A 21,831-nucleotide genomic window follows, 5' to 3' on the forward strand; every position below is an offset into this window, starting at 1 on the left:
TGGCCCCTCCTCCGACGGAAACACGCGCTTGGTCTCCAGCTGGATCCTGCTGCTGGTCTCGGTTGCCTACGCTGCGCTGCTGTTCGGCGTGGCGTGGTGGGGCGACCGTCGCCCGATGTACCCGGACCGGCCGTGGCTGCGGCCGGTCGTCTACAGCCTGGCGCTGGCGGTGTACTGCTCGTCGTGGACCTTCTACGGCGCAGTCGGTACCGCCGTGCGCAATGGCGTGGGCTACCTGCCCATCTACATCGGCCCGTTGCTGCTGCTGCTGTTCGGCTGGCGCATCATCGAGCGCCTGGCGCTGATCGCGCGCAGCCAGAACGTGGTCTCCATCGCTGATTTCATTTCCTCGCGCTTCGGCCGCTCGCGGCGGCTGGCGGCGCTGGTGGCGATCATCGCGCTGATCGGCATCATTCCCTACCTTGCCCTGCAGTACAAAGCGGTGGCGATGAGCCTGCAGGTACTGACCGGCAACACCGGCCCGACCGGGTTCTTCAGCGATCCGGCCCTGTACGTGGCGTTGCTGATGGCGCTGTTCGCCACCCTGTTCGGTACCCGCCAGGTGGACGCCACCGAACACCACCACGGCATGATGCTGGCCATCGCGCTGGAGTCGGTGATCAAGCTGGTGGCGATGGTGGCGGTGGGCGTGTTCGCCTACGTCTGGCTCAGCGACCGCAACGAGGCGGTGGTGGAGTCGGTGCATACGCTGTTCACCGGGCTTCCGCCGGTGGGTTTCATTTCGCAGACGCTGCTCAGTTTCCTGGCCATCATCTGCCTGCCGCGCCAGTTCCATGTGGCGGTGGTGGAGTGCGGCGATGTGCGCGACGTGCGCCGCGCGCGCTGGATGTTCGGCGGCTACCTGGTGCTGATCTCGGCGATGGTGCTGCCGATCGCCACGGCCGGCATCAGCCTGTTCGGTACCGGAAGCGACGTGGCCGACGACTCGATGGTGCTGGCGTTGCCGCTGGCGGAGGGTCGCAACGCGCTGGCACTGATCGCCTATATCGGCGGGTTCTCTGCCGCCACCGGCATGGTCATCGTGTCCTCGATCGCGTTGGCGACGATGGTCAGCAACGATCTGGTGATGCCGGTGCTGCTGCGTCGCAGTGGCGACCACCAGGAAGCGGCCGATGTCGCTTCGCGGGTGCTGTGGATCCGCCGGCTGGCGATCCTGCTGCTGGCACTGATGGCCTACAGCTACTACCGCAGCAGCAGCAACGACAGCACGCTGGCCTCGTACGGACTGATGGCGTTCGCCGCGGTGGCGCAGTTCGCGCCGGGCCTGATCGGTGGCCTGTACTGGCGCGGCGCCAGCCGTCGTGGCGTCGAGACCGGCATGCTGCTCGGCTTCGCCACCTGGCTGTACACCCTGCTGCTGCCGGCGATGACCATGGCCGGCTGGATGGATGCAGGCTGGGTGCAGCATGGTCCGTTCGGCATCGATTGGCTGCGGCCACAACAGCTGTTCGGCATGACCGGCTGGGACCCGCTGACCCATGGCACGTTCTGGTCGCTGCTGGTCAACGCGGCAACGATGATGCTGGTATCGGCGCGTTGGCGTCCGGGCGTGGATGAGCGCCTGCGCGCTGCGCCCTTCCTCGATCCCTATGCCGAGCGGCCTTCAGTGGCCGGTGGTTGGCCCGGCCACGTGCACGTGGGCGACCTGCTGGCACTTGCCTCGCGCGTGGTCGGCGAGCGCCATGCGCGGCGCTCGTTCTTCGAACAGGCACAGTCGCTGGGGCGCGAGCTGCAGTCCTCGGCACCGGCAGACCGTCCGTGGGTGCAGTTCACCGAGCGCCTGCTGGCCGCATCGATCGGGGCGGCGTCCGCGCGCCTGCTGCTGACCAGCCTGCTGCGCGGCTCGGGCATGGATCTGGGCGAAGTGGTGGCGGTGCTGGACGAAGCCGGGCAGGAGCTGCGCTTCAACCGTGAGATCCTGTCGACCACCCTGGAAAACATCAGCGCCGGCGTCAGCGTGGTCGACCCGGACATGCGCCTGACCGCGTGGAACCGGCGCTACCAGGACATGTTCGGCTACCCCGACGGCATGCTCTACGTGGGCCGCCCGGTGGCGGATCTGATCCGCTACAACGCCGAGCGTGGCGAGCTGGGCGAGGGCGACATCGAAGTGCAGATCAATCGGCGCATCGGCTACATGCGCGCCGGTTCGCCGCACGTGTTCGAGCGCACCCGCAGCGATGGCAAGGTGATCGAAATGCGTGGGCAGGCACTGCCCGGCGGCGGCTACGTCACCAGCTACAACGACATCACCGACTACAAGCATGCCGAACGGGCGCTGCTGGAAGCCAACGAAACACTGGAACAGCGCGTGGCCGAGCGCTCGCACGAAGCGGAAGTCGCGCAGCAATCGAAGACCCGCTTCCTGGCGGCGATCAGCCATGACGTGCTGCAGCCGTTGAATGCGGCGCGGCTGTTCGCTTCGGCGCTGCGCGACAGCGACCATGTCAGTGACGAGCAGCGGCACCTGGCCGAACGCGTGGATGCGTCGCTGCGTGCGGCCGAAGAGCTGCTGGATGGGCTGCTGGATGTGTCGCGGCTGGATGCTGGTGGCCTGCATCCGGTGATCGGCGAATTCGATGTCAGCGCGTTGATGCGTGAGCTGGCCGCGCAGTACACGCCGGTTGCGGCCGGGCGTGGGCTGCGGCTGGATCTGTTCGCGCGTACCACCTGGGTGCGCAGTGATCGCCGCCTGCTGCGCCGCGTGCTGCAGAACTTCCTGGCCAATGCGCTGCGCTACACGCGGCAGGGGCGCATCGTGCTGGCCGTACGCCAGCGCGGCGACGAAGTGGAGCTGCAGGTGTGGGATACCGGCCCCGGCATTCCCGAACACCACATGCGACAGATCTTCGATGAGTTCCACCGCTACCAGCAGCCGTTCGACTGGGGCGAGCAGGGCCTGGGGCTGGGCCTGTCGATCTGCCAGCGCATCTCGCGCCTGCTTGACCATCGCTTGAATGCCCGCAGCCGGGTTGGCAGTGGATCGATGTTCTCGATCATCCTGCCGCGGGTAGCGCCGTTGCCGGGATATACCGAAGCGCTCACCGTGGCGCAGGCCGCACCGCCGATCCGCAGCGATTCGCTGGCCGGCCTGCGCGTGCTGTGCGTGGACAACGACGAGGAGATCCTTGATGGCATGCGCGCGCTGCTGGGGCGCTGGCAGGTGCAGGTGATCACCGCATCGACGGTGGACCAGGCGTTGCAGAAGATCGCCGAGCGTCCGCAGGTGATGCTGGTGGACTACCACCTGCACGATCGCATGGATGGCCTGGATGCACTGGTGGCACTGCGCGAGGCGGCGGGCTATCCATTGCCCGGCGCGCTGCTTACCGCCGATGGCCGCGATGAACTGAAGCGGATGGCACGCGAGCGCGGCTATCGCCTGTTGACCAAGCCGATCAAGCCAGCCTCGCTGCGGGCATTCCTGGGCGCGTTGCGCGACGCCCGGTAGTGCCGGCCGCTGGCCGGCAACCTCGCAATCGCCGGCAGGTTACGCCACGCCGTGCAGGTGTTCGTACAGGATCGTCGCACCGATGATCACCAGGATCACGCCACCGATGATTTCGGCGCGCTTGCCGACCATGCTGCCGAGTGCGCGGCCGAGCATGATGCCGGCGGTGACCATGGTCAGCGTGCACAGGCCGATGACCGCAGCCATCACGCCGATATGCACGTCCATGAAGGCCAGGCCGATGCCCACTGCCATCGCGTCGATGCTGGTGGCGAAGCCGGTCAGTGCCAGCTTCCAGAAGCCGTGGTGCTGCGACGGATCTTCATCGTCCTCGCCGCTGTCAGGGCGCAGGCCGTTGTAGATCATGTGGATGCCCAGTGCGCCGAGCAGGCCGAAGGCGATCCAGTGGTCGAAGGCTTCGACGTACTGCAGGGCGGCACGACCGAGCAGCCAGCCGATGATGGGCGTGATCGCCTCGATGACGCCGAAGATGATGCCGGCGCGCAGCGCATCACGGAACACCGGCCTGCGCATGGCGGCACCCTTGCCGATCGCCGCGGCGAAGGCATCGGTGGACATGGCAAAGCCGATCAGGAGGATCGAAACAGGAGACATGGGCGGCAGCAGAAGGTCGGGCAAGGACGGACGCACGGCTCGCGCTCGCGCCCAACCTGACGTTGCGCGCGCGGGCCGCTGGTCTCGCCAACCATCATGGTTGTCCACGCCACGGCGCACTGGCCGAGTATGTTGACGTGGACGATTCCTGCGTAGGAATCCGGCTACTCCCCAAGGGGACGCGAAGCTTAGCACCGTGATCTGCGCGTGGCGCATTTCCTGCGAAACGCGCAGGCAGGGCTGGTTTGTATAGCGATGGCTATACCACGGGCGATACGGTAGCGCCGGGCCACGCCCGGCGAGCGCAGCGGGTAGTGCCGGCCGCTGGCCGGCACACGCAACGGCGACAGCGTGCCAAGCAAGCGTGGCACCTACCAAAGCAGTTTCCGGTAGCGCCGGGCCATGTCCGGCGAGCGCAGCGGTGATACAGGTACAGGCGAGTGCCGGCCAGCGGCCGGCACGAACCCTCAATCCTCTTCCGGCGGCAGCACGATGGCGTCGTCGTCGATCGCCAGCTTGCCGGCCATCAGCACGGCCTGGGTGCGGTTGGTCACGCCCAGCTTGCGCAGGATCGCGGTTACGTGCGCCTTGATCGTCGCTTCGGAGACGTTGAGGTCGTAGGCGATCTGCTTGTTCAAGCGGCCAGCGCCCAGCATCTGCAGCACGCGGAACTGCTGCGGGGTCAGCTCGCGCAGGCGCTGGCCGACTTCGCGTTCTTCGCTGCCGGTGGGCGGCACGTTGTGTGCTTCCGGCGGCGCCCAGGTCTCGCCATCGAGGATGGTGCCCAGTGCATGGCCGATGGTGTCCGAATCAGCGGATTTCGGAATGAAGCCCAGCGCGCCATGGTCGAGTGCACGGCGCATCACCGTGGCTTCTTCGCGTGCGGAGACCACCACCACCGGCAGGTGCGGATGCAGCGAGCGCATGTGCACCAGTGCGTTGAAACCCTGTGCGCCGGGCATGTTGAGATCCATCAGGACCAGGTCGGCGTCGTTGTGCTGGTCAGCCAACGCATACAGCGCCTCGACGCTGTCGGCCTCGAACAGTTGAACGCCCGGAATGACCCGCTGCACGGCACCCCGCAGGGCTTCGCGGAACAACGGATGGTCATCGGCAATCAGGAGGGTGGTCATGGTCGGGGGGAACCGTGGGGGGAAAGCAGATGGGGTCAGAGCCCTTTCCTTGCGGAAAGGGATCCGACCCCGGGTCGTACGTCAGCGCACCTTGCGCTCGTCCACCAGCGACGCCACCACCGACGGATCGGCCAGGGTCGAGGTGTCGCCGAGCTGGTCCGGTGCGTTCTCGGCGATCTTGCGCAGAATGCGGCGCATGATCTTGCCCGAACGGGTTTTCGGCAGGCCCGGCGCCCACTGCAGGTGGTCGGGCGTGGCGATCGGCCCGATCTCCTTGCGCACCCAGGCGACCAGCTCCTTCTGCAGCTCATCGCTGGGCGCTTCTTCGGCCACCAGGGTGACGTAGGCATAGATGCCCTGGCCCTTCACGTCGTGCGGGAAGCCGACCACGGCGGCTTCGGCCACCTTCGGGTGCGAGACCAGCGCGCTTTCCACTTCGGCGGTGCCGATGCGGTGGCCGGACACGTTGATCACATCGTCCACGCGGCCGGTGATCCAGTAGTAGCCGTCTTCGTCGCGGCGGCAGCCGTCACCGGTGAAGTAGCTGCCCGGATAGGTGCGGAAGTAGGTGTCGATGAAGCGCTGGTGGTCGCCGTACACCGTGCGCATCTGGCCCGGCCAGGAGTCACGGATGATCAGGTTGCCTTCGGTCGGGCCGTCCTTGATCTCGCCATCGGCATTGACCAGGGCCGGCTGCACGCCGAAGAAGGGCAGGGTGGCCGAACCCGGTTTCAGATCCATCGCACCGGCCAGCGGCGAGATCAGGATGCCGCCGGTCTCGGTCTGCCACCAGGTATCGACGATCGGGCAACGGCTGTCGCCGACCACCTCGTAGTACCAGCGCCAGGCTTCGGGATTGATCGGTTCGCCGACGCTGCCTAGCAGGCGCAGCGAGGCGCGCGAGGTCTTCTTCACCGGCTCCTCGCCTTCGCGCATCAGCGCACGGATGGCGGTGGGGGCGGTGTAGAAGATCGACACTTTGTGCTTGTCGATCACGTTCCAGAAGCGCGAGGTGTCCGGGTAGTTCGGCACGCCCTCGAACATCAGCGAGGTCGCGCCGTTGGCCAACGGGCCGTACACGATGTAGCTGTGGCCGGTGACCCAACCGACGTCGGCGGTGCACCAGTAGATGTCGTCCTCGCGCAGGTCGAACACCGCTTCGTGGGTGTACGCCGCGTACAGCAGGTAGCCGGCGGTGGTGTGCAGCACGCCCTTCGGCTTGCCGGTGGAACCGGAGGTGTAGAGGATGAACAGCGGATCCTCGGCGTTCATCGGTTCCGGCTCGCAGCTGGCCGGCTGGCTGTCGACCACATCATGGAACCAGCGGTCGCGCGGGGCCTGCATGTCCACCGCACCGCCGGTGTGGCGCACCACCAGCACGGTTTCCACGGTATTGGTGCCGGGCAGCTTCAGCGCCGCATCGACGTTGGCCTTCAGCGGAATCTTCCGGCCACCGCGCAGGCCTTCGTCGGCGGTGATGATCAGCTTGCTCTGGCAGTCGCTGACACGGTCGGCGATCGAATTCGGGGCGAAGCCACCAAACACCACCGAGTGGATCGCACCGATGCGCGCGCAGGCCAGCATGGCCACGGCAGCGTCGACGATCATCGGCAGGTAGATGGTGACCCGGTCGCCCTTCTTGACGCCCAGGTTGCGCAGCGCGTTGCCGAGACGGCAGGTGCGCTCGTACAGCTCGCGATAGGTTACGTGCTGGGCCGGCGCGTCCGGGCTGTCCGGCTCGAACAGCAGGGCCGTCTTGTCGCCGCGCTTTTCCAGCTGGCGGTCCAGGCAGTTCACGCTGGCGTTGAGCTCGCCATCTTCGAACCACTTGATGTGGAAGTCGGACAGGTCGTAGCTGACGTTCTTGATCTTCGTCGGCTTGCGCGACCAGTCCAGCCGCTCGGCGGCCTTGCCCCAGAACGCATCCGGATCGGATACCGAGGCCTGGTACTGCTGTTCATAGGTGTTCTTGTCGATACGCGCCTTGGCGGCGAACTGCGGATCGACAGGGTAGAGATCAGCCATGGCACCCTCACTTGCACGTTGACTTTGTGTGTGCAGCCGCAGCATTGCAGCAGCCGTTCCCCCTCAGTTTGCCCCATCCACCCCCGGTCGCGTCACCACTTCGGTTAGACCTTGGTCGAAAGTCGGGCCCCTGCAGGCCCGGGTTCGACCAATGGCCAATAGCCGGTGCGTGCAAACGCCCCGCAGTCTCGGCTCGACCGTGCCCCACGCGCGGCATCACCTTGCCACTTGGGAGAGAGGGCAACATGAGCCACCGTACGTTGAAAGCCGTGCGCACACCTTTGGCGGCCTGCCTGTTGGTCGCCCTGGTCGCACCGGGCATGGCGTTCGCCGAGACCGCCAAAGAGAAGGCACTGGAGTCACGCGTCGCCGAGCTGGAGCGGCAGGTTCAGGCGCTGCTGGCGTCGCAGCAGCAGCAACAGACCCAGATCGTGCAGACCCAGCAGGCGGTCACCGACGTCCGCACGCTGCAGGCCGAACAGAAGCCGGCGGTGCCTGCGGGCAAGCAGCCGATCCAGGTCACCACCATCACCCCCGGCGCGGCGCCGGGCACCACGGTCAAGATCGGCGGTTTCATCAAGGCCGATTTCCTGGCCACCCAGACCAGCGATGGCCAACTGGCCGACGACGCCACCGGCCGCTCGCTGTACCTGCCCGGGCAGACCCCGGTGGAAGGCGCCGGCGGCAGCGGCAAGCGCTCGGACGTGGACTACAACGCCCACGCCAAGTTCTCGCGCTTCAACCTGGGCATCGACAACGTCAGCGAGTCGGGCAACAAGGCCGGCGCGTTCTTCGAGATGGATTTCTTCGGCAACTCGCTGGGCAACCAGACCGCCACCAACACCTATGGCGTGACCCTGCGCCATGCGTACATGTACTGGAACAACTGGATGGCCGGCCAGACCTGGTCGAACTTCATGGATGCGGCGTCGTTGCCGGAAGCGGTCGACTTCGTCGGTCCCACCGATGGCGTGATCTTCGTGCGCCAGGCGCAGGTGCGCTACACCCAGGGTGGCTTCAGCGTCGCGCTGGAGAATCCGGAAACGACCACCCTCACCGGTACGCGCAATCCGGTCACCGGCGCCTGGACCAATGCCAGCGCCAATTCCGATCGCGGCAGCCTGCCGGACCTGACCCTGCGTTATGGCTGGAAGGGTGACTGGGGCACGTTCGGTGTTGGCGGTATCGTCCGTCAGCTGAAGGTCGACAACCAGGCCACCGGCGCAAAGGCCGACAAGGTGGCCGGTGGCCTGACCCTGGGCGGCAAGTGGGTGATGGGTGACAGCGATTCGCTGCACTACCAGTTCACCGGTGGCGAGGGCATCGCCCGTTACATCGGCCTGGGCATCACCGCCGATTCGGCCTATGACGTGGCCCGTGACGAGCTCAACCCGACCGGTGTGATCGCCGGCTATGTCGGTTGGCGCCATGCGTTCTCGCCGAAGCTGCGCACCAACCTGATCTATGCGCGCAGCGACTACGACAACGACAGCATCCTCGGCCCGCTGGTGACCAAGAGCGTGCAGAGCATCCGCGGCAACATCTTCTACTCGCCACTGCCCAAGGTCGATGTCGGTGCCGAGCTGATGTATGGCAAGCGCGAGATCGAGAACGGCAACAAGGGCGATATCACCCGTCTGCAGTTCACTACGAAGTACAGCTTCTGACCGAGTGCCGACCAACGGTCGGCACCCACCAACAACGATTGCTTCGGAGGGGAAGCGTCCCATGTCCACAACACCTGCGCCGGCGAAAGCCCAACTAACCCAGGGACACAAGAAGGTCATCTTCGCGTCCAGCCTGGGCACCGTTTTCGAGTGGTACGACTTCTTCCTGTACGGCTCGCTTGCCGCGATCATCGCCAAGCAGTTCTTCAGTGGCGTCAATGAAACCACGGGCATGATCTTCGCCCTGCTGGCCTTTGCGGCCGGCTTCTTCGTGCGCCCGTTCGGTGCGGCCTTCTTCGGCAGCCTCGGCGATCGCATCGGCCGCAAGTACACCTTCCTGGTGACCATCCTGATCATGGGCATCTCGACCTTCCTGGTCGGCGTGCTGCCCAACTACGCCTCGATCGGCTTCGCCGCGCCGGTGATCCTGATCATCCTGCGCCTGGCCCAGGGCCTGGCCATGGGCGGCGAGTACGGTGGTGCGGCGACCTACGTGGCCGAGCACGCGCCGGACGACAAGCGTGGCCTGTACACCAGCTTCATCCAGTGCACGGCCACGCTCGGCCTGTTCATGTCGCTGCTGATCATCCTGGCCTGCCGCTACTTCCTCGGCAACGAAGCGTTCGAAGCCTGGGGCTGGCGCATTCCGTTCCTGGTCTCGATCGTGCTGCTGGGCGTGTCGGTGTGGATCCGCCTGCAGCTGAGCGAGTCGCCGCTGTTCCAGCAGATGAAGTCGGAGGGCAAGGGTTCCAAGACGCCGTTCCGTGACAGCCTGAAGGGCGGCAACCTGAAGCTGATGCTGCTGGTGCTGCTCGGCGCCGCAGCGGGCCAGGCGGTGGTCTGGTATGGCGGCCAGTTCTACGCGCTGTTCTTCCTCAGCAGCATGCTGAAGGTCGATGCCACCACCTCCTACCTGCTGATCGCCGCCGCGCTGGCGCTGGGCGTGCCGTTCTTCATCTTCTTCGGCTGGCTGTCCGACCGTATCGGCCGCAAGAAGATCATCCTGGCCGGCTGCCTGCTGGCCGCCGTCACCTACATCCCGATCTTCAAGGGCCTGACCCACTTCGCCAACCCGGCCATCGAAGAAGCCCGCAGCAGTTCGCCGGCGCTGGTCGTGGCCGACCCGACCACCTGCTCCTTCCAGTTCGATCCGGTGGGCCTGCGCAAGTTCACCAGCTCCTGTGACGTGGCTACCGCCGCGCTGACCAAGGCCGGTGTGCCGTATGACGTGCAGCCGGCCGCTGCTGGTTCGCTGGCGATGGTCAACGTGGGCAGCGCCAGCGTCACCTCGTACGAGGCCGCCGGCCTGACCAAGGAAGAAGGCAAGGCCAAGGCCGATGCATTCGGTGCCGAGCTGAAGACCGCGCTGACCGGCGCTGGTTATCCCGCCAAGGCTGATGGTTCGCGCATCAACTACGCCGGCACGATCCTGATGCTGTGGCTGCTGGTGCTGTACGTGACCATGGTCTACGGTCCGATCGCCGCCTACCTGGTCGAACTGTTCCCGACCCGCATCCGCTACACCTCGATGTCGCTGCCGTACCACATCGGCAACGGCTGGTTCGGTGGCTTCCTGCCGGCGATCTCCTTCGCGCTGGTGGCCGGTACCGGCAACCTGTACTACGGGTTGTGGTACCCGATCATCATCGCGCTGATGTCGGTGGTGATTGGCGGCCTGTTCCTGCGCGAGACGAAGAACGTGGACATCACCAAGTAACCGGCGTGCCGACCAACGGTCGGCACCCACCGGGTTCCAGGGGCCGTGGTGCAGACCACGGCCTTTCTTTTTCTGGTAGTGCCGGCCGCTGGCCGGCAACTGCACGATGCCTGCCGAAGTTCCATGAGATTGCCGGCCAGCGGCCGGCACTACCGGTTGTCTCACGCACGTACGCCGTATAGTCGCGGAATGACCGCCTCAGCCGCCGACCTCCCCGCCGTTCTGCATATCCTGCGTACTGCCTGGCAGTCGCAGCGCCCGTCGCTCGACCAGCGCGAATCCGACCTGCGCCGCCTGCGCGCGGCGTTGAAGGACCGCATGGACGAAATGGCCCAAGCCATCGCCGAAGACTTTGGCCACCGCGCCCACGTGGAATCGAAACTGGCCGATGGCATGAGCGTGCTGTCGGCCATCGATCACCTGCGCCGCCACCTGCGACGCTTGTCGAAGCCGCGTCGTGCATCGGCGGGCTGGAAGCTATGGCCGGCGCGCGCGCAGCTGCGGCCGACGCCGCTGGGCGTGGTCGGGGTAATCTCGCCGTGGAATTATCCGGTCACGCTGGCGTTGGTGCCGCTGGCCACCGCGATTGCCGCCGGCAACCATGTGCTGTTGAAGCCTTCGGAGCACACACCGCGCACCAGCGCGTTCCTGGCCGATCTGCTGGCCAGCGTGTTCCCGCCCGATCGCGTGGCGGTGGTGCAGGGTGGGGCGGACGTAGCCGCGGCGGTGTCTTCGCTACCGCTGGACCACCTCGTGTTTACCGGTTCCACCGCGGTCGGCCGCAAGGTGATGGCGGCGGCGGCGGAGCATCTGGTACCGCTGACGCTGGAACTGGGCGGCAAGTCGCCGGCGATCGTCTGCCGCGATTTTCCGTTGGACAAAGCCGCCGCGCGGTTGGCCACCGGCAAATGGTTCAACGCCGGACAGACCTGCATCGCGCCGGATTACGTGCTGATCGACAGCGTGCGCCAGCGTGAGTTCGTGCAGGCGCTGCAGCAGCAGGTGCGCGAGCGCTATGGTGATTTCAGCGATGCCGACGAATACACGCGGATCATCAACGAGGGCCAGTACCGGCGCCTGCAGGGCTATCTGGCGCAGGCCCGCGAACGCGGGGTGCCGGTGATTCCGCTGGCGCGGGTGGATGACGCGCGTGCCGATCGCGAGCGGCTGCTGGTGCCGACCGTGGTGCTGGACCCGCCGGATGACCTGGACCTGATGCGCGATGAGATCTTCGGCCCGATCCTGCCGGTGCGTGCCTATCCGGACCTGGATGCGGCGTTGGCCGACATCGTGGCCCGCGACCGGCCGCTGGCGTTGTATCCCTTCAGCCACGACACGGCCACGGTGGAGCGCATCCTCGGCCAAGTGCTGGCCGGCGGGGTCACGGTCAACGACACGCTGCTGCACTTCGCCGCCGATGGCTTGCCGTTTGGTGGGGTGGGCGCCAGTGGCATGGGGGCGTACCACGGGCGGGCCGGGTTTGATGCGATGAGCAAGCTGTTGCCGGTGCTGTGGCAGTCGCGCTGGGCGGCCAGTGACCGGCTGCGGCCGCCGTATTCGAAGATTGCGGGGTTGTTGAAACTGCTGCTGCGGTGAATCCAGGCAGGGCGTGCACCCAGTGGTAGTGCCGGCCGCTGGCCGGCAGCTGCAGGGTCTTGCTGGAAGGGTCATCGGGTTGCCGGCCAGCGGCCGGCACTACCGGTAGGGGCCCATCCGCGCGGCCCGTTCCGGTAGGGGCCAACCTTGGTTGGCGCGCGTGAACCACAAGCGCCGACCAAGGTCGGCCTCTACCAAAGCCCACCCGGGTAGAATGCCCGCATGAAAATCGCCTCGTGGAACGTCAATTCGCTCAATGTCCGCCTGCCGCACCTGGAGCAGTGGCTCAAGGACTTCGGCCCGGACATCGTCGGCATCCAGGAAACCAAGCTGGAGGACCACAAGTTCCCGGACTCGGCGCTGGTCGCCGCCGGCTACCGCAGCGTGTTCGCCGGGCAGAAGACCTACAACGGCGTGGCGCTGGTGTCGCGCGAGCCGGCGCAGGACGTGCAGATCGGCATTCCCGGCTTCGAGGACGAGCAGAAGCGGGTCATCGCCGGCACCTTCGGCGACCTGCGGGTGATCAACCTGTACGTGGTCAACGGCCAGGACGTGGGCACCGACAAGTACGAGTACAAGCTGCGCTGGCTGGAGGCGGTGCATGCGTGGATCGCCGCGGAACTGCAGCGTCATCCGAAGCTGATCGTGATGGGCGACTTCAACATCGCCCCTGACGGGCGCGACGTGCATGACCCGGAGGTGTGGAACGACAACCACATCCTGACCTCCACTGCCGAGCGCGGCGCACTGAACAAGCTGCTGCAGCTGGGCCTGCACGATGGCTTCCGCCTGCACAATGATGAGGCCGGCACCTTCAGCTGGTGGGACTACCGCGCAGCGGGTTTCCGCCGCAACCTCGGCCTGCGCATCGACCTCACCCTGGTCTCCGATGCGCTGAAGGGCAGTGCGGTGGCCTCGGGCATCGACCGCGAGCCGCGCACCTGGGAACGTCCCAGCGATCATGCGCCGGCGTGGGTGGAATTGGGTTGAACGAACGGGGCCCGGCGATTGCCGGGCCCGTTGCGATGCATCTGCCGGCCAGCGGCCGGCACTACCGCCGCGTCAGCGTATGCTCTTGCGGGTGAACAGGTTGACGATGGCCAGCAGAATCACCGCGCCGATCAGCGAGAACAGGAACGTGCGCAGGGTGATCGCTTCATTGATGCCGCCGCCAAACAGCCAGCCGGAAATCAGTGCGCCGACGATGCCCACCACGATGTTGAGGATGATGCCCTGCTGGCCATCGCGCTTCATGATGATGCTTGCCAGCCAGCCGACGATGCCGCCGACGATCAGCCAGATGATGATGCCCATGATCGACTCTCCGGTGGATAACCGCGTCCAGTTGACGCGCAATGCCGTGAACCCGCTGTGCAATCCTGTGACGGGCGCGTGCGGATGAGCCTGCCAGCCACCCTCGAGGGCCCCTGGCGGTTTGGTCCGGTTACCGTCTGGCGCTGCCCGCACGTCCCCGGCCAGCGCGGTGAGCCGCAGGCCCGGCAGGTGCTGGCACAGGCACTGGGCGGCGAGCCGGATGCGCTGCCGCTGGTGCGCGACGACAAGGGCCGGCCGGAACTGAGCGGCGCGCTCGCCCACTACGGCACCGGCTGGAGCCACAGCGGCGAGGTGCTGCTGGTAGCGCTGGGCGAGGGCGTGCGGCTGGGCGTGGACCTGGAACTGCTGCGGCCGCGCCCGCGCATGCTGGAAATCATCCAGCGCTTCTTCCATCCCGACGAAGTGGCCTGGCTGCAGGGCCTGGACGAGGCCGACCGCGAACATTGGTTCTTCCGCGTCTGGTGTGCCAAGGAAGCGATGCTGAAGGCACACGGGCAGGGCATTTCCTTCGGCCTGCACCGCCTGCAGCTGGCCCCGGCCAACGATGGCGCCCTGCACCTGCGCTGGTGCGACCCGGAGCTGGGCGAGGCCGCGCGCTGGCATCTGCACGAATGGCAGGCCAGCGGACAATTCCGCGCCGCATTGGCCTGGTATCCGCAGTGAATCGGCGAATCAACGGCGAAAACCGGCGATAATGCCGGCATGAGCGAACACGATCTTCCCGCCGGCGTAGCGACCACGCTGCAGCAGGGCCTGGCCAGCATGGGCCTGGCCGCCGAGCTGGCCCCGCCGCTGCTGCGCTACCTGGCGCTGCTGCACCGCTGGAACGGCACCTACAACCTCACCGCCATCCGCGATCCGCAGGAAATGGTCACCCGCCATCTGCTCGATTCGCTGGCGATGCAGCCGTTCGTGGCCGATGGCAGCCTGGCCGACCTCGGTACCGGCCCCGGGTTGCCGGGCATCCCGCTGGCGATCGCCTGCCCGGGCCTGCAGGTCACCCTGGTGGAAAGCAACGGCAAGAAGGCCCGCTTCATGCGCGAGGCCGTGCGCCAGCTGGGCCTGGGCAATGCCCGCGTGGCCGAATCGCGCGCCGAAGCGCTGGCCGAGCCGGGCAGCTACGACCAGCTGACCGCGCGCGCGATGGACACCCTGGCCGGCATCGTCCGCGTCGGTGGCCACCTGCTGCGCCCCGGCGGCGTGTTGCTGGCCATGAAAGGCGTCTACCCGCATGAGGAGATCGCAGCGCTGCCGGCCGGTTGGCAGGTGCGCGAGGTGGTCCCGCTGAGCGTGCCCGGTCTGGCCGGTGAACGCCATCTGGTCACCGTCACAGGTCCCTGAACCCCGCCGCCCGCCCCTTGTGGAACAAGCGGTTGGCGATCCACGATTTCCGCACGGGCCCGGTTGTACGCATAATGACCGGTCCCAGCACACGTCGACGAGGCACACCCGCATGGCCCGCATCATCGCCATCGCCAACCAGAAGGGTGGCGTCGGCAAGACCACGACCGCCGTCAACCTGGCCGCTTCCCTGGCCAACGCACCCAAGCGCGTGCTGTTGGTCGACCTGGATTCCCAGGGCAACGCGACCATGGGCAGTGGCGTGGACAAGCGCGAGCTGGTCTCCTCCACCTACGACCTGCTGCTGGGCGAGTCCAGCGCCGCCGACGTGCGCGTGCAGACTGCCGAAGGCTACGACCTGCTGCCGGGCAACATCGACCTGACCGCGGCCGAGATCCAGCTGATGGCGCAGAGCGAGCGCGAGCAGCGCCTGAAGCGCGCGCTGGCACCGATCCGCGATGAGTACGACTACATCCTGATCGACTGCCCGCCGGCGCTTTCGCTGCTGACCCTCAACGCACTGGCCGCCGCCGATTCGGTGATCGTGCCGATGCAGTGCGAGTACTACGCACTGGAAGGCCTGAGCGCGCTGGTGGAAACCATCGAAGCGCTGCGTGCCAACCTCAACCCGGCGCTGGAGATCGAAGGCGTGCTGCGCACCATGTTCGACGTGCGCAACAACCTGGCCAATGCCGTGTCGGCCGAGCTCACCGAGCATTTCGGCGACCGGGTGTTCCGCACCATCGTGCCGCGCAACGTGCGCCTGGCCGAGGCGCCCAGCCATGGCCAGAGCATCGTCGGCTACGATCGTGCTTCGCGCGGCGGCGTGGCCTACCTCGGCCTGGCCGGCGAGATCATCCGTCGCAACAACGAACGCAACAAGGCCACCAAGGCCGTGGAGACCGTCTGATGACCAGCAGCAAGCCTGCAGCCAAGAAGCGAGGCCTCGGCCGCGGCCTGGACGCACTGCTCGGTCCGAAGGGCGCGGTCAGCCAGGTGCAGGCCAGTACGGCGGTGATCGAGCCGCTGCCCGGTGAAGTGCTGCGCAAGCTGCCGGTAGGCCAGCTGCAGCCGGGCAAGTACCAGCCGCGTCGCGAGATGGACCAGGGCAAGCTGTCCGAACTGGCCGACTCGATCAAGTCGCAGGGCGTGATCCAGCCGATCCTGGTGCGCCAGCTGCCGGCAGGCAACTTCGAGATCGTCGCCGGTGAACGTCGCTGGCGCGCCTCGCAGCTGGCCGGCCTGGACGAAGTGCCGGTGGTGGTGCGCGAGCTGGAAGACCGCACCGTCATCGCGATGGCGCTGATCGAGAACATCCAGCGCGAAGACCTCAACCCGCTGGAAGAAGCCGAAGCGCTGCAGCGCCTCATCAGCGAATTCACCCTGACCCATGCCGAGGCCGCCGAGGCCGTCGGTCGCTCGCGCGCGGCGGTGTCCAACCTGCTGCGCCTGCTGGAGCTGCCGATCGCCATCCGCCTGCTGCTGGAAACGCGCCGGCTGGAGATGGGGCACGCCCGCGCGCTGCTGACGCTGGCCCCGGAACTGGCCAGCAAGCTGGCCCAGGAAGCGGCCGATGAAGGCTGGTCGGTGCGCGAGGTCGAGCGTCGCGCGCAGGCGTTCGCCGCCGGCAAGGTGCCGAGCAACCGTCCACAGCCGGTGGCCAAGGTGCAGCAGGCCGATATCGCCTCGCTGGAGACCGAGCTGTCCGAAGCGCTGGGCACCTCGGTTGCGATCAACCATGGCCGCGGCGGCAAGGGCAAGCTGATCATCCATTACGCCAACCTGGACACGCTCGATGGCGTGCTGGAGCGGCTGCGCACGCGCCAGGGCTGACCCCGGCGCATCTTCATGGGCGTACGGCCCGTTCCTGCCGTGTGCCGTCGATTGCAGGGAACGCACCGCCGCGCGTGCCGGAGGCCGCGTCGTCCACCGCAGGTGGGCCGCTCCGCCCCGTGGCTCATCCAGGGAGCAGGACATGACCATTGAAGTAGACGACGTCAGCCCGGGCGGCAGCCCGATCCTCGTGCACAGCCGCGAGAAGGACTTCACCCCGGCCCAGGGCGAGTCGCACATCGAAGAGATCAGCGCCTACATCGAGCGCCATCTTGGCCCGATCTCCGGTGTCTTCCACGAAATCATCTCCGATATCGTGCATATCGACGTGCATGTGGTGCCCGCCACCGACGAGTGCCCGTACCTGCGGCTGGTGACCTCGGGCATGAGTGATCTGCCGATGGCCGTGCCCGACGAGGTGGACGCTCCCCGGCACATGGAACTGATGGTGACCCTGCCGGCGGATTGGCCGATCACCCAGGATGCCTTCGAGGATGAGCGCAACTATTGGCCGGTGCGCCTGTTGAAGACCCTGGCGCGGCTGCCGCACGAGTACGACACCTGGCTGGGCTTCGGACACACCATTCCCAACGGCCATCCGTCCGAGCCCTATGCACCGGGCGTGGGGTTCGATGGCGCCATCGTGCTGCCGCCGGTCACGACCCCGGACGACTTCGGCACGCTGGCGCTGGAAGACGGCACCACCATCGAGTTCATGGCGATCGTGCCGCTGTACCCGGAAGAGATGGACCTGAAGCTGAAAAAGGACTCGGAAACCCTGCTGGACCGCTTCGATGCGAAGAACATCCAGGATGTCATCCAGCCGGGGCGTACCAATGTGGCCAAGAAGCGTTTCGGCCTGTTCTAGGCCCTGCGCGTACCATCAGACGCCATCACTACTGAATCGAACGTTGAATTCCAGGCTCACCGCAATGACCATCCTGCTCACCGGCGCAGCCGGCTTCATCGGTGCCTACACCGCCCGTGCCCTGCTTGATGCGGGCCAGTCGGTGGTCGGCCTGGACAACTTCAACGATTACTACGACCCGCAGATCAAGCGCGACCGCGTGGCCGCGCTGTGCCCGACGCTGGATCTGCGCACGCTGGACCTGACCGACCGCGACGGCCTGGCCGCGCTTTTCGACGAAATACAGCCGACCGCGGTGATCCACCTGGCCGCGCAGGCCGGCGTGCGCTATTCGCTGGAAAACCCGCACGCCTACGTCGACAGCAACCTGGTCGGCTTCGTCAACATGCTCGAACTGTGCCGCCACCGTGGCGTGCAGCATCTGGTGTATGCGTCCAGCAGTTCGGTCTACGGCGATTCGGCCACGCCGCCGTTTTCCGAAGACCAGCGCGTGGACCAGCCGCGCTCGCTGTATGCCGCCACCAAGGCCGCCAATGAACTGATGGCCTACACCTACGCACAGCTGTATGGCCTGCGTGCCACCGGCCTGCGCTTCTTCACCGTGTATGGCCCGTGGGGCCGGCCGGACATGGCGCCGCTGCTGTTCTCGCGCGCGGTGCTGGCTGGCCGTTCGATCGACGTGTTCAACGAAGGCCGCATGCAGCGCGATTTCACACATGTCTCCGACATCGTGGCCGGTATTCTCGGCGCCCTCGCGCATCCGGCGGATGGTCCGGTGCCGCACCGGGTGTTCAACCTCGGCAACCACACGCCGGTCGAGCTGGAGCGCTTCATCGGCGTGATCGAGCAGGCCGCCGGTCGCCCCGCGCAGAAGGTCTACAAGCCGATGCAGCCGGGTGACATGGTGCGCACGATGGCCGATACCCGGCGCGCACATGACGCATTTGGCTACGAACCGGTCATGCCGATCGAACAGGGCCTGCCGCCGGTGGTGCGTTGGTGCCGCGAGTATTTTGCTGATCGCGCCTGAAAACCGATCCTCACGCCGCTGGATTCATCTTCGGATAACCTCGGCTTCGGAAAATGCGCGGTCTTTGTCCCTTCTTGGCCGAGTCCCCCCATGAGCCAACCCGATCTGTCCGTCGTTGTCCCTGTATTCAACGAGCGCGACAACGTCGCGCCCCTGGTGGCCGAAATCACCGCTGCACTGCGCGGACGGCTGCCGTTCGAGATCGTCTACATCGACGATCATTCGCGCGATGACACCCTGGCCGTACTGCAGGGCCTGAAGGCCACCACACCGGAGCTGCGCGTGCTGCACCACGTCTCGCAGAGCGGGCAGAGCACCGCGGTACGTACCGGTGTCAAGCACGCGCGTGCGCCGTGGATCGCCACCCTCGACGGTGATGGCCAGAACGACCCGGCCGACATCCCCAAGCTGCTGGACGCCCGTGATGCGGCCGACGCCCAGGTGAAGCTGCTCGCCGGCTGGCGCGTCAACCGCCAGGACAGCGGCAGCAAGCGCTGGGCCAGCAAGTGGGCCAATGCCATCCGCGCGCGCATGCTGCGCGATGACACCCCCGATACCGGCTGCGGCATCAAGCTGTTCGAGCGCAACGCCTTCCTCGATCTGCCGTACTTCGACCACATGCATCGTTACCTGCCGGCGCTGATGCAGCGCGCCGGCTGGAAGACCACCAGCGTGCCGGTCAACCATCGCCACCGTACGGCCGGCGTGTCCAAGTACAACAACCTGGGCCGCGCGCTGGTCGGCATCCGCGACCTGCGCGGCGTGGCCTGGCTGATTACCCGCAGCAAGCGCACTGCGGTGGAGGAGCGTTGATGGATCTGGAGCTGCACTGGCTGGACCAGCCGCTGACCTGGTTGTACTGGACCGGCCTGCATGTGACCGGTTGGAAGCTGATCGGCTACACCGGCGCGTTGATGTTCGGTGGCCGCTGGCTGGTCCAGTTCATCGCCTCCAAGCGCGCCGGCAAGCCGGTGATCCCGCGCCTGTTCTGGTACATGAGCGTGGTCGGCAGCCTGATGACGCTGAGCTACTTCCTGTTCTCGGCCAAGCAGGACTCGGTGGGCGTGCTGCAGAACCTGTTCCCGGCGTTCACCGCGTTGTACAGCCTGCAGCTGGACATCAAGCATCGCGGCTGGAAGCGGGACAAGGCCAGTCACTGACGCCCCGGTAGAGGCCGACCTTGGTCGGCACCGCTGTGGTAGCGCCGGGCCATGCCCGGCGGCTGTGGGATGGCGGTGAACATCGGCCGCGCTGCGCGCTCGCGGGGCATGGCCCCGCGCTACCACGCGCCTTGGGCGCTGGGTCTCCCCGCCTGCCAACCAAGGTTGGCAGCTACCAGGGCTAGGCCCAGGCAGGACCTTCGTCCCATGCCATGGGCGGTGCGGGGTGCCATGATCGGGGCCTGCCTTCCCGGGAACCTGTGCTTGTGAAAACCCGTCTTGCCGTTGCCCTGCTGATTGCCCTGTCCGCCCCTGCCGTGGCGTTGGCCGCACCGCCCACTGCCGCCGCGCCGGCCAGCGTGGCCACTGAATCGCCCGCCGATGCCGCCTTCCGCGCGCTGTACGAGAAGGAATGGAAGTGGCGCCAGCAAGGCGGCGGCGAGGCCAGCGAGGACGAGGACGCGCCGGCCAATGCCACCCGCATGCCCGACGTCGGCCCGGCCGCGCAGCAGGCACGCCTGGAGGTATGGGACCAGACCCTGGCCGCGCTGAAGAAGATCGACCCGAAGACCCTTTCGCCCGACAACCAGGTCAACTACGCGATCTACCGCGACCAGGTGTTCAACCTGGCCGAAGAAGTGCGCCTGCGCGGCTACGAGATGCCGTTCAACGCCGATTCCTCGTTCTGGTCCAACCTGTCCTTCATGGCCCGGCGCGAAATGAAGACCGTGCAGGACTACCAGAACTACATCGCGCGCCTGAATGATGTGCCGCGCTACTTCGACCAGCAGACCGGGAACATGCGCGCCGGCCTGAAGCGCGGCTTCAGCGTGCCGCGTGCGGTGCTCGATGGCCGCGAGGTGTCCATCGCCACTGTCGCCGAACTGAAGGACCCGACCGAATCGCCGCTGTACGCGCCGTTCAAGAAGCTGCCCAACACCGTCCCGGCTGCGGAGCAGGCCAAGCTGCAGGCACAGGCCCGCGCGGCGATCAGCGGCAAGGTGGTGCCGGCGTTCCAGCAACTGCGCACCTTCTTCGTCAACGAATACGTGCCACAGGCGCGCACCACCCTGGCCGCCGAAGCGATGCCTGACGGCAAGGCGTACTACAAGCAGCAGATCCACGAATACACCACGCTGGACCTGTCGCCGGACGAGATCCACCGCATCGGCCTGGATGAAGTGGCACGCATCCAGAAGGAAATGAACGACATCATCAAGCAGGTGAAGTTCAAGGGCAGCTTTGCCGAGTTCCTGACCTTCCTGCGTACCGACCCGCAGTTCTATGCCAAGACGCCGGAAGAACTGCTGTCGCGTGCCGCATGGATCTCCAAGCGCGCCGATGGCCAGCTCGGCAAGTACATGACATTGCCGCGCGCGCGCTTCACCATCGTGCCGGTGCCGCCGGACATCGCGCCGTTCTGGACCGCCGGCCGTGGTGGCATGGGCACCTATTGGCTCAACACCTACAACCTGCCATCGCGCCCGCTGTACAACCTGCCGGCGTTGACCCTGCACGAATCCGATCCGGGCCATGCACTGCAGGGTGCCATCGCTGCCGAGCAGAAGAACCTGCCGGAGTTCCGCCGCAACGCCTACATCTCCGCCTATGGCGAAGGTTGGGCGCTGTACTGCGAGAAGCTGGGCGTGGAAATGGGTATCTACGAAACCCCGTACGAGGATTTCGGTCGCCTGACCTACGAGATGTGGCGCGCCACGCGCCTGGTGATCGACACTGGCGTGCACAGCAAGGGCTGGAGCCGCGAGCAGGCGCTGGCCTACCTGCGTGACCACACGGCGCTGAGTGAGCACGAAGTGACCACCGAAGTGGATCGCTACATTTCCTGGCCGGGGCAGGCGTTGAGCTACAAGCTCGGCGAGATCGCCATCGTGCGCCTGCGTGCGCAGGCCGAGAAGGAGCTGGGCGACAAGTTCGACGTCAAGGGCTTCCACGACACCCTGCTGAAGCAGGGTTCGGTGCCGTTGCCGGTGCTGGAGCAGCAGATCCAGGCGTACATTGCCGAGCGCAAGAAGGCCTGA

General features: G+C 66.6%; 18 protein-coding genes and 1 riboswitch. Of the genes, 14 read left to right on the forward strand and 4 right to left on the reverse strand.

Annotated elements, in window-relative coordinates; translation table 11 throughout:
- Positions 1–28 precede the first annotated feature (28 nt).
- The gene (locus tag ACUXVE_RS01650) at positions 29–3,472 is read left to right on the forward strand and encodes a hybrid sensor histidine kinase/response regulator (RefSeq protein ID WP_222388114.1); all 3,444 of its coding nucleotides are present in this window, start codon (positions 29–31) and stop codon (positions 3,470–3,472) included.
- A gap of 39 nt (positions 3,473–3,511) precedes the next feature.
- Here the strand turns inward: ACUXVE_RS01650 and ACUXVE_RS01655 are convergent, their stop codons facing one another.
- The 3 genes from ACUXVE_RS01655 to acs form a co-directional block, all read right to left on the reverse strand.
- Complete coding sequence (locus ACUXVE_RS01655; protein ID WP_032976929.1) at positions 3,512–4,087, reverse strand: manganese efflux pump MntP; 576 nt, start codon at positions 4,085–4,087, stop codon at positions 3,512–3,514.
- A gap of 89 nt (positions 4,088–4,176) precedes the next feature.
- Positions 4,177–4,266: riboswitch (yybP-ykoY riboswitch) on the reverse strand.
- 288 nt (positions 4,267–4,554) lie between these two features.
- On the reverse strand, positions 4,555–5,220 hold the full coding sequence (locus tag ACUXVE_RS01660; RefSeq protein WP_006477308.1) for a response regulator transcription factor: 666 nt from the start codon (positions 5,218–5,220) through the stop codon (positions 4,555–4,557).
- Positions 5,221–5,301: 81 nt separating this feature from the next.
- Positions 5,302–7,245 carry an acetate--CoA ligase gene (gene acs / locus ACUXVE_RS01665; protein WP_025878776.1) on the reverse strand — a complete coding sequence of 648 codons (1,944 nt, stop codon included), beginning with the start codon at positions 7,243–7,245 and terminating at the stop codon, positions 5,302–5,304.
- 245 nt (positions 7,246–7,490) lie between these two features.
- Here acs and ACUXVE_RS01670 point away from each other — a divergent pair, with 245 nt between their 5' ends.
- From ACUXVE_RS01670 to xth, 4 genes are all read left to right on the forward strand, one after another.
- Positions 7,491–8,912, forward strand: coding sequence for a DcaP family trimeric outer membrane transporter (locus ACUXVE_RS01670; RefSeq protein WP_025878777.1), 1,422 nt, complete (start codon positions 7,491–7,493; stop codon positions 8,910–8,912).
- Between the two features lie 61 nt (positions 8,913–8,973).
- Complete coding sequence (locus ACUXVE_RS01675) at positions 8,974–10,629, forward strand: MFS transporter (RefSeq protein WP_132823602.1); 1,656 nt, start codon at positions 8,974–8,976, stop codon at positions 10,627–10,629.
- A 189-nt stretch (positions 10,630–10,818) separates the two neighbouring features.
- Positions 10,819–12,225, forward strand: a complete 1,407-nt coding sequence (locus ACUXVE_RS01680; RefSeq protein WP_445513689.1) for a coniferyl aldehyde dehydrogenase — start codon at positions 10,819–10,821, stop codon at positions 12,223–12,225.
- Positions 12,226–12,447: 222 nt separating this feature from the next.
- Positions 12,448–13,215: an exodeoxyribonuclease III gene (gene xth, locus ACUXVE_RS01685; RefSeq protein WP_093821081.1), complete on the forward strand. Its 768-nt coding sequence runs from the start codon at positions 12,448–12,450 to the stop codon at positions 13,213–13,215.
- A gap of 72 nt (positions 13,216–13,287) precedes the next feature.
- Here xth and ACUXVE_RS01690 read toward each other — a convergent pair whose 3' ends face one another.
- Positions 13,288–13,539, reverse strand: a complete 252-nt coding sequence (locus tag ACUXVE_RS01690; RefSeq protein ID WP_025878785.1) for a GlsB/YeaQ/YmgE family stress response membrane protein — start codon at positions 13,537–13,539, stop codon at positions 13,288–13,290.
- An 84-nt stretch (positions 13,540–13,623) separates the two neighbouring features.
- Between ACUXVE_RS01690 and ACUXVE_RS01695 the strand changes: the two genes are divergently transcribed.
- From ACUXVE_RS01695 to ACUXVE_RS01735, 9 genes are all read left to right on the forward strand, one after another.
- Positions 13,624–14,223, forward strand: a complete 600-nt coding sequence (locus tag ACUXVE_RS01695) for a 4'-phosphopantetheinyl transferase family protein (protein WP_099785896.1) — start codon at positions 13,624–13,626, stop codon at positions 14,221–14,223.
- Between the two features lie 39 nt (positions 14,224–14,262).
- On the forward strand, positions 14,263–14,901 hold the full coding sequence (gene rsmG, locus ACUXVE_RS01700; RefSeq protein WP_033832551.1) for a 16S rRNA (guanine(527)-N(7))-methyltransferase RsmG: 639 nt from the start codon (positions 14,263–14,265) through the stop codon (positions 14,899–14,901).
- 112 nt (positions 14,902–15,013) lie between these two features.
- Positions 15,014–15,811 carry a ParA family protein gene (locus tag ACUXVE_RS01705; RefSeq protein WP_025878788.1) on the forward strand — a complete coding sequence of 266 codons (798 nt, stop codon included), beginning with the start codon at positions 15,014–15,016 and terminating at the stop codon, positions 15,809–15,811.
- On the forward strand, positions 15,811–16,734 hold the full coding sequence (locus ACUXVE_RS01710; protein ID WP_049465059.1) for a ParB/RepB/Spo0J family partition protein: 924 nt from the start codon (positions 15,811–15,813) through the stop codon (positions 16,732–16,734). The genes ACUXVE_RS01705 and ACUXVE_RS01710 overlap by 1 nt, the downstream gene beginning before the upstream one ends.
- Before the next feature lie 142 nt (positions 16,735–16,876).
- Positions 16,877–17,602 (forward strand): suppressor of fused domain protein, encoded by a 726-nt coding sequence (locus ACUXVE_RS01715; RefSeq protein ID WP_093821077.1) that lies wholly within the window; start codon positions 16,877–16,879, stop codon positions 17,600–17,602.
- A gap of 64 nt (positions 17,603–17,666) precedes the next feature.
- On the forward strand, positions 17,667–18,632 hold the full coding sequence (locus tag ACUXVE_RS01720; protein ID WP_445513690.1) for an NAD-dependent epimerase/dehydratase family protein: 966 nt from the start codon (positions 17,667–17,669) through the stop codon (positions 18,630–18,632).
- A gap of 90 nt (positions 18,633–18,722) precedes the next feature.
- Positions 18,723–19,445, forward strand: coding sequence for a glycosyltransferase family 2 protein (locus ACUXVE_RS01725; RefSeq protein WP_093821073.1), 723 nt, complete (start codon positions 18,723–18,725; stop codon positions 19,443–19,445).
- A complete protein-coding gene (locus ACUXVE_RS01730; RefSeq protein ID WP_005414908.1) occupies positions 19,445–19,792 on the forward strand; it encodes a lipid-A-disaccharide synthase N-terminal domain-containing protein in 348 nt (115 codons plus the stop codon). Before ACUXVE_RS01725 ends, ACUXVE_RS01730 begins: the two co-directional genes overlap by 1 nt.
- A 266-nt stretch (positions 19,793–20,058) precedes the next feature.
- A complete protein-coding gene (locus ACUXVE_RS01735) occupies positions 20,059–21,831 on the forward strand; it encodes a DUF885 domain-containing protein (protein WP_093821071.1) in 1,773 nt (590 codons plus the stop codon).

This window comes from Stenotrophomonas sp. 3(2025) (assembly GCF_052665395.1).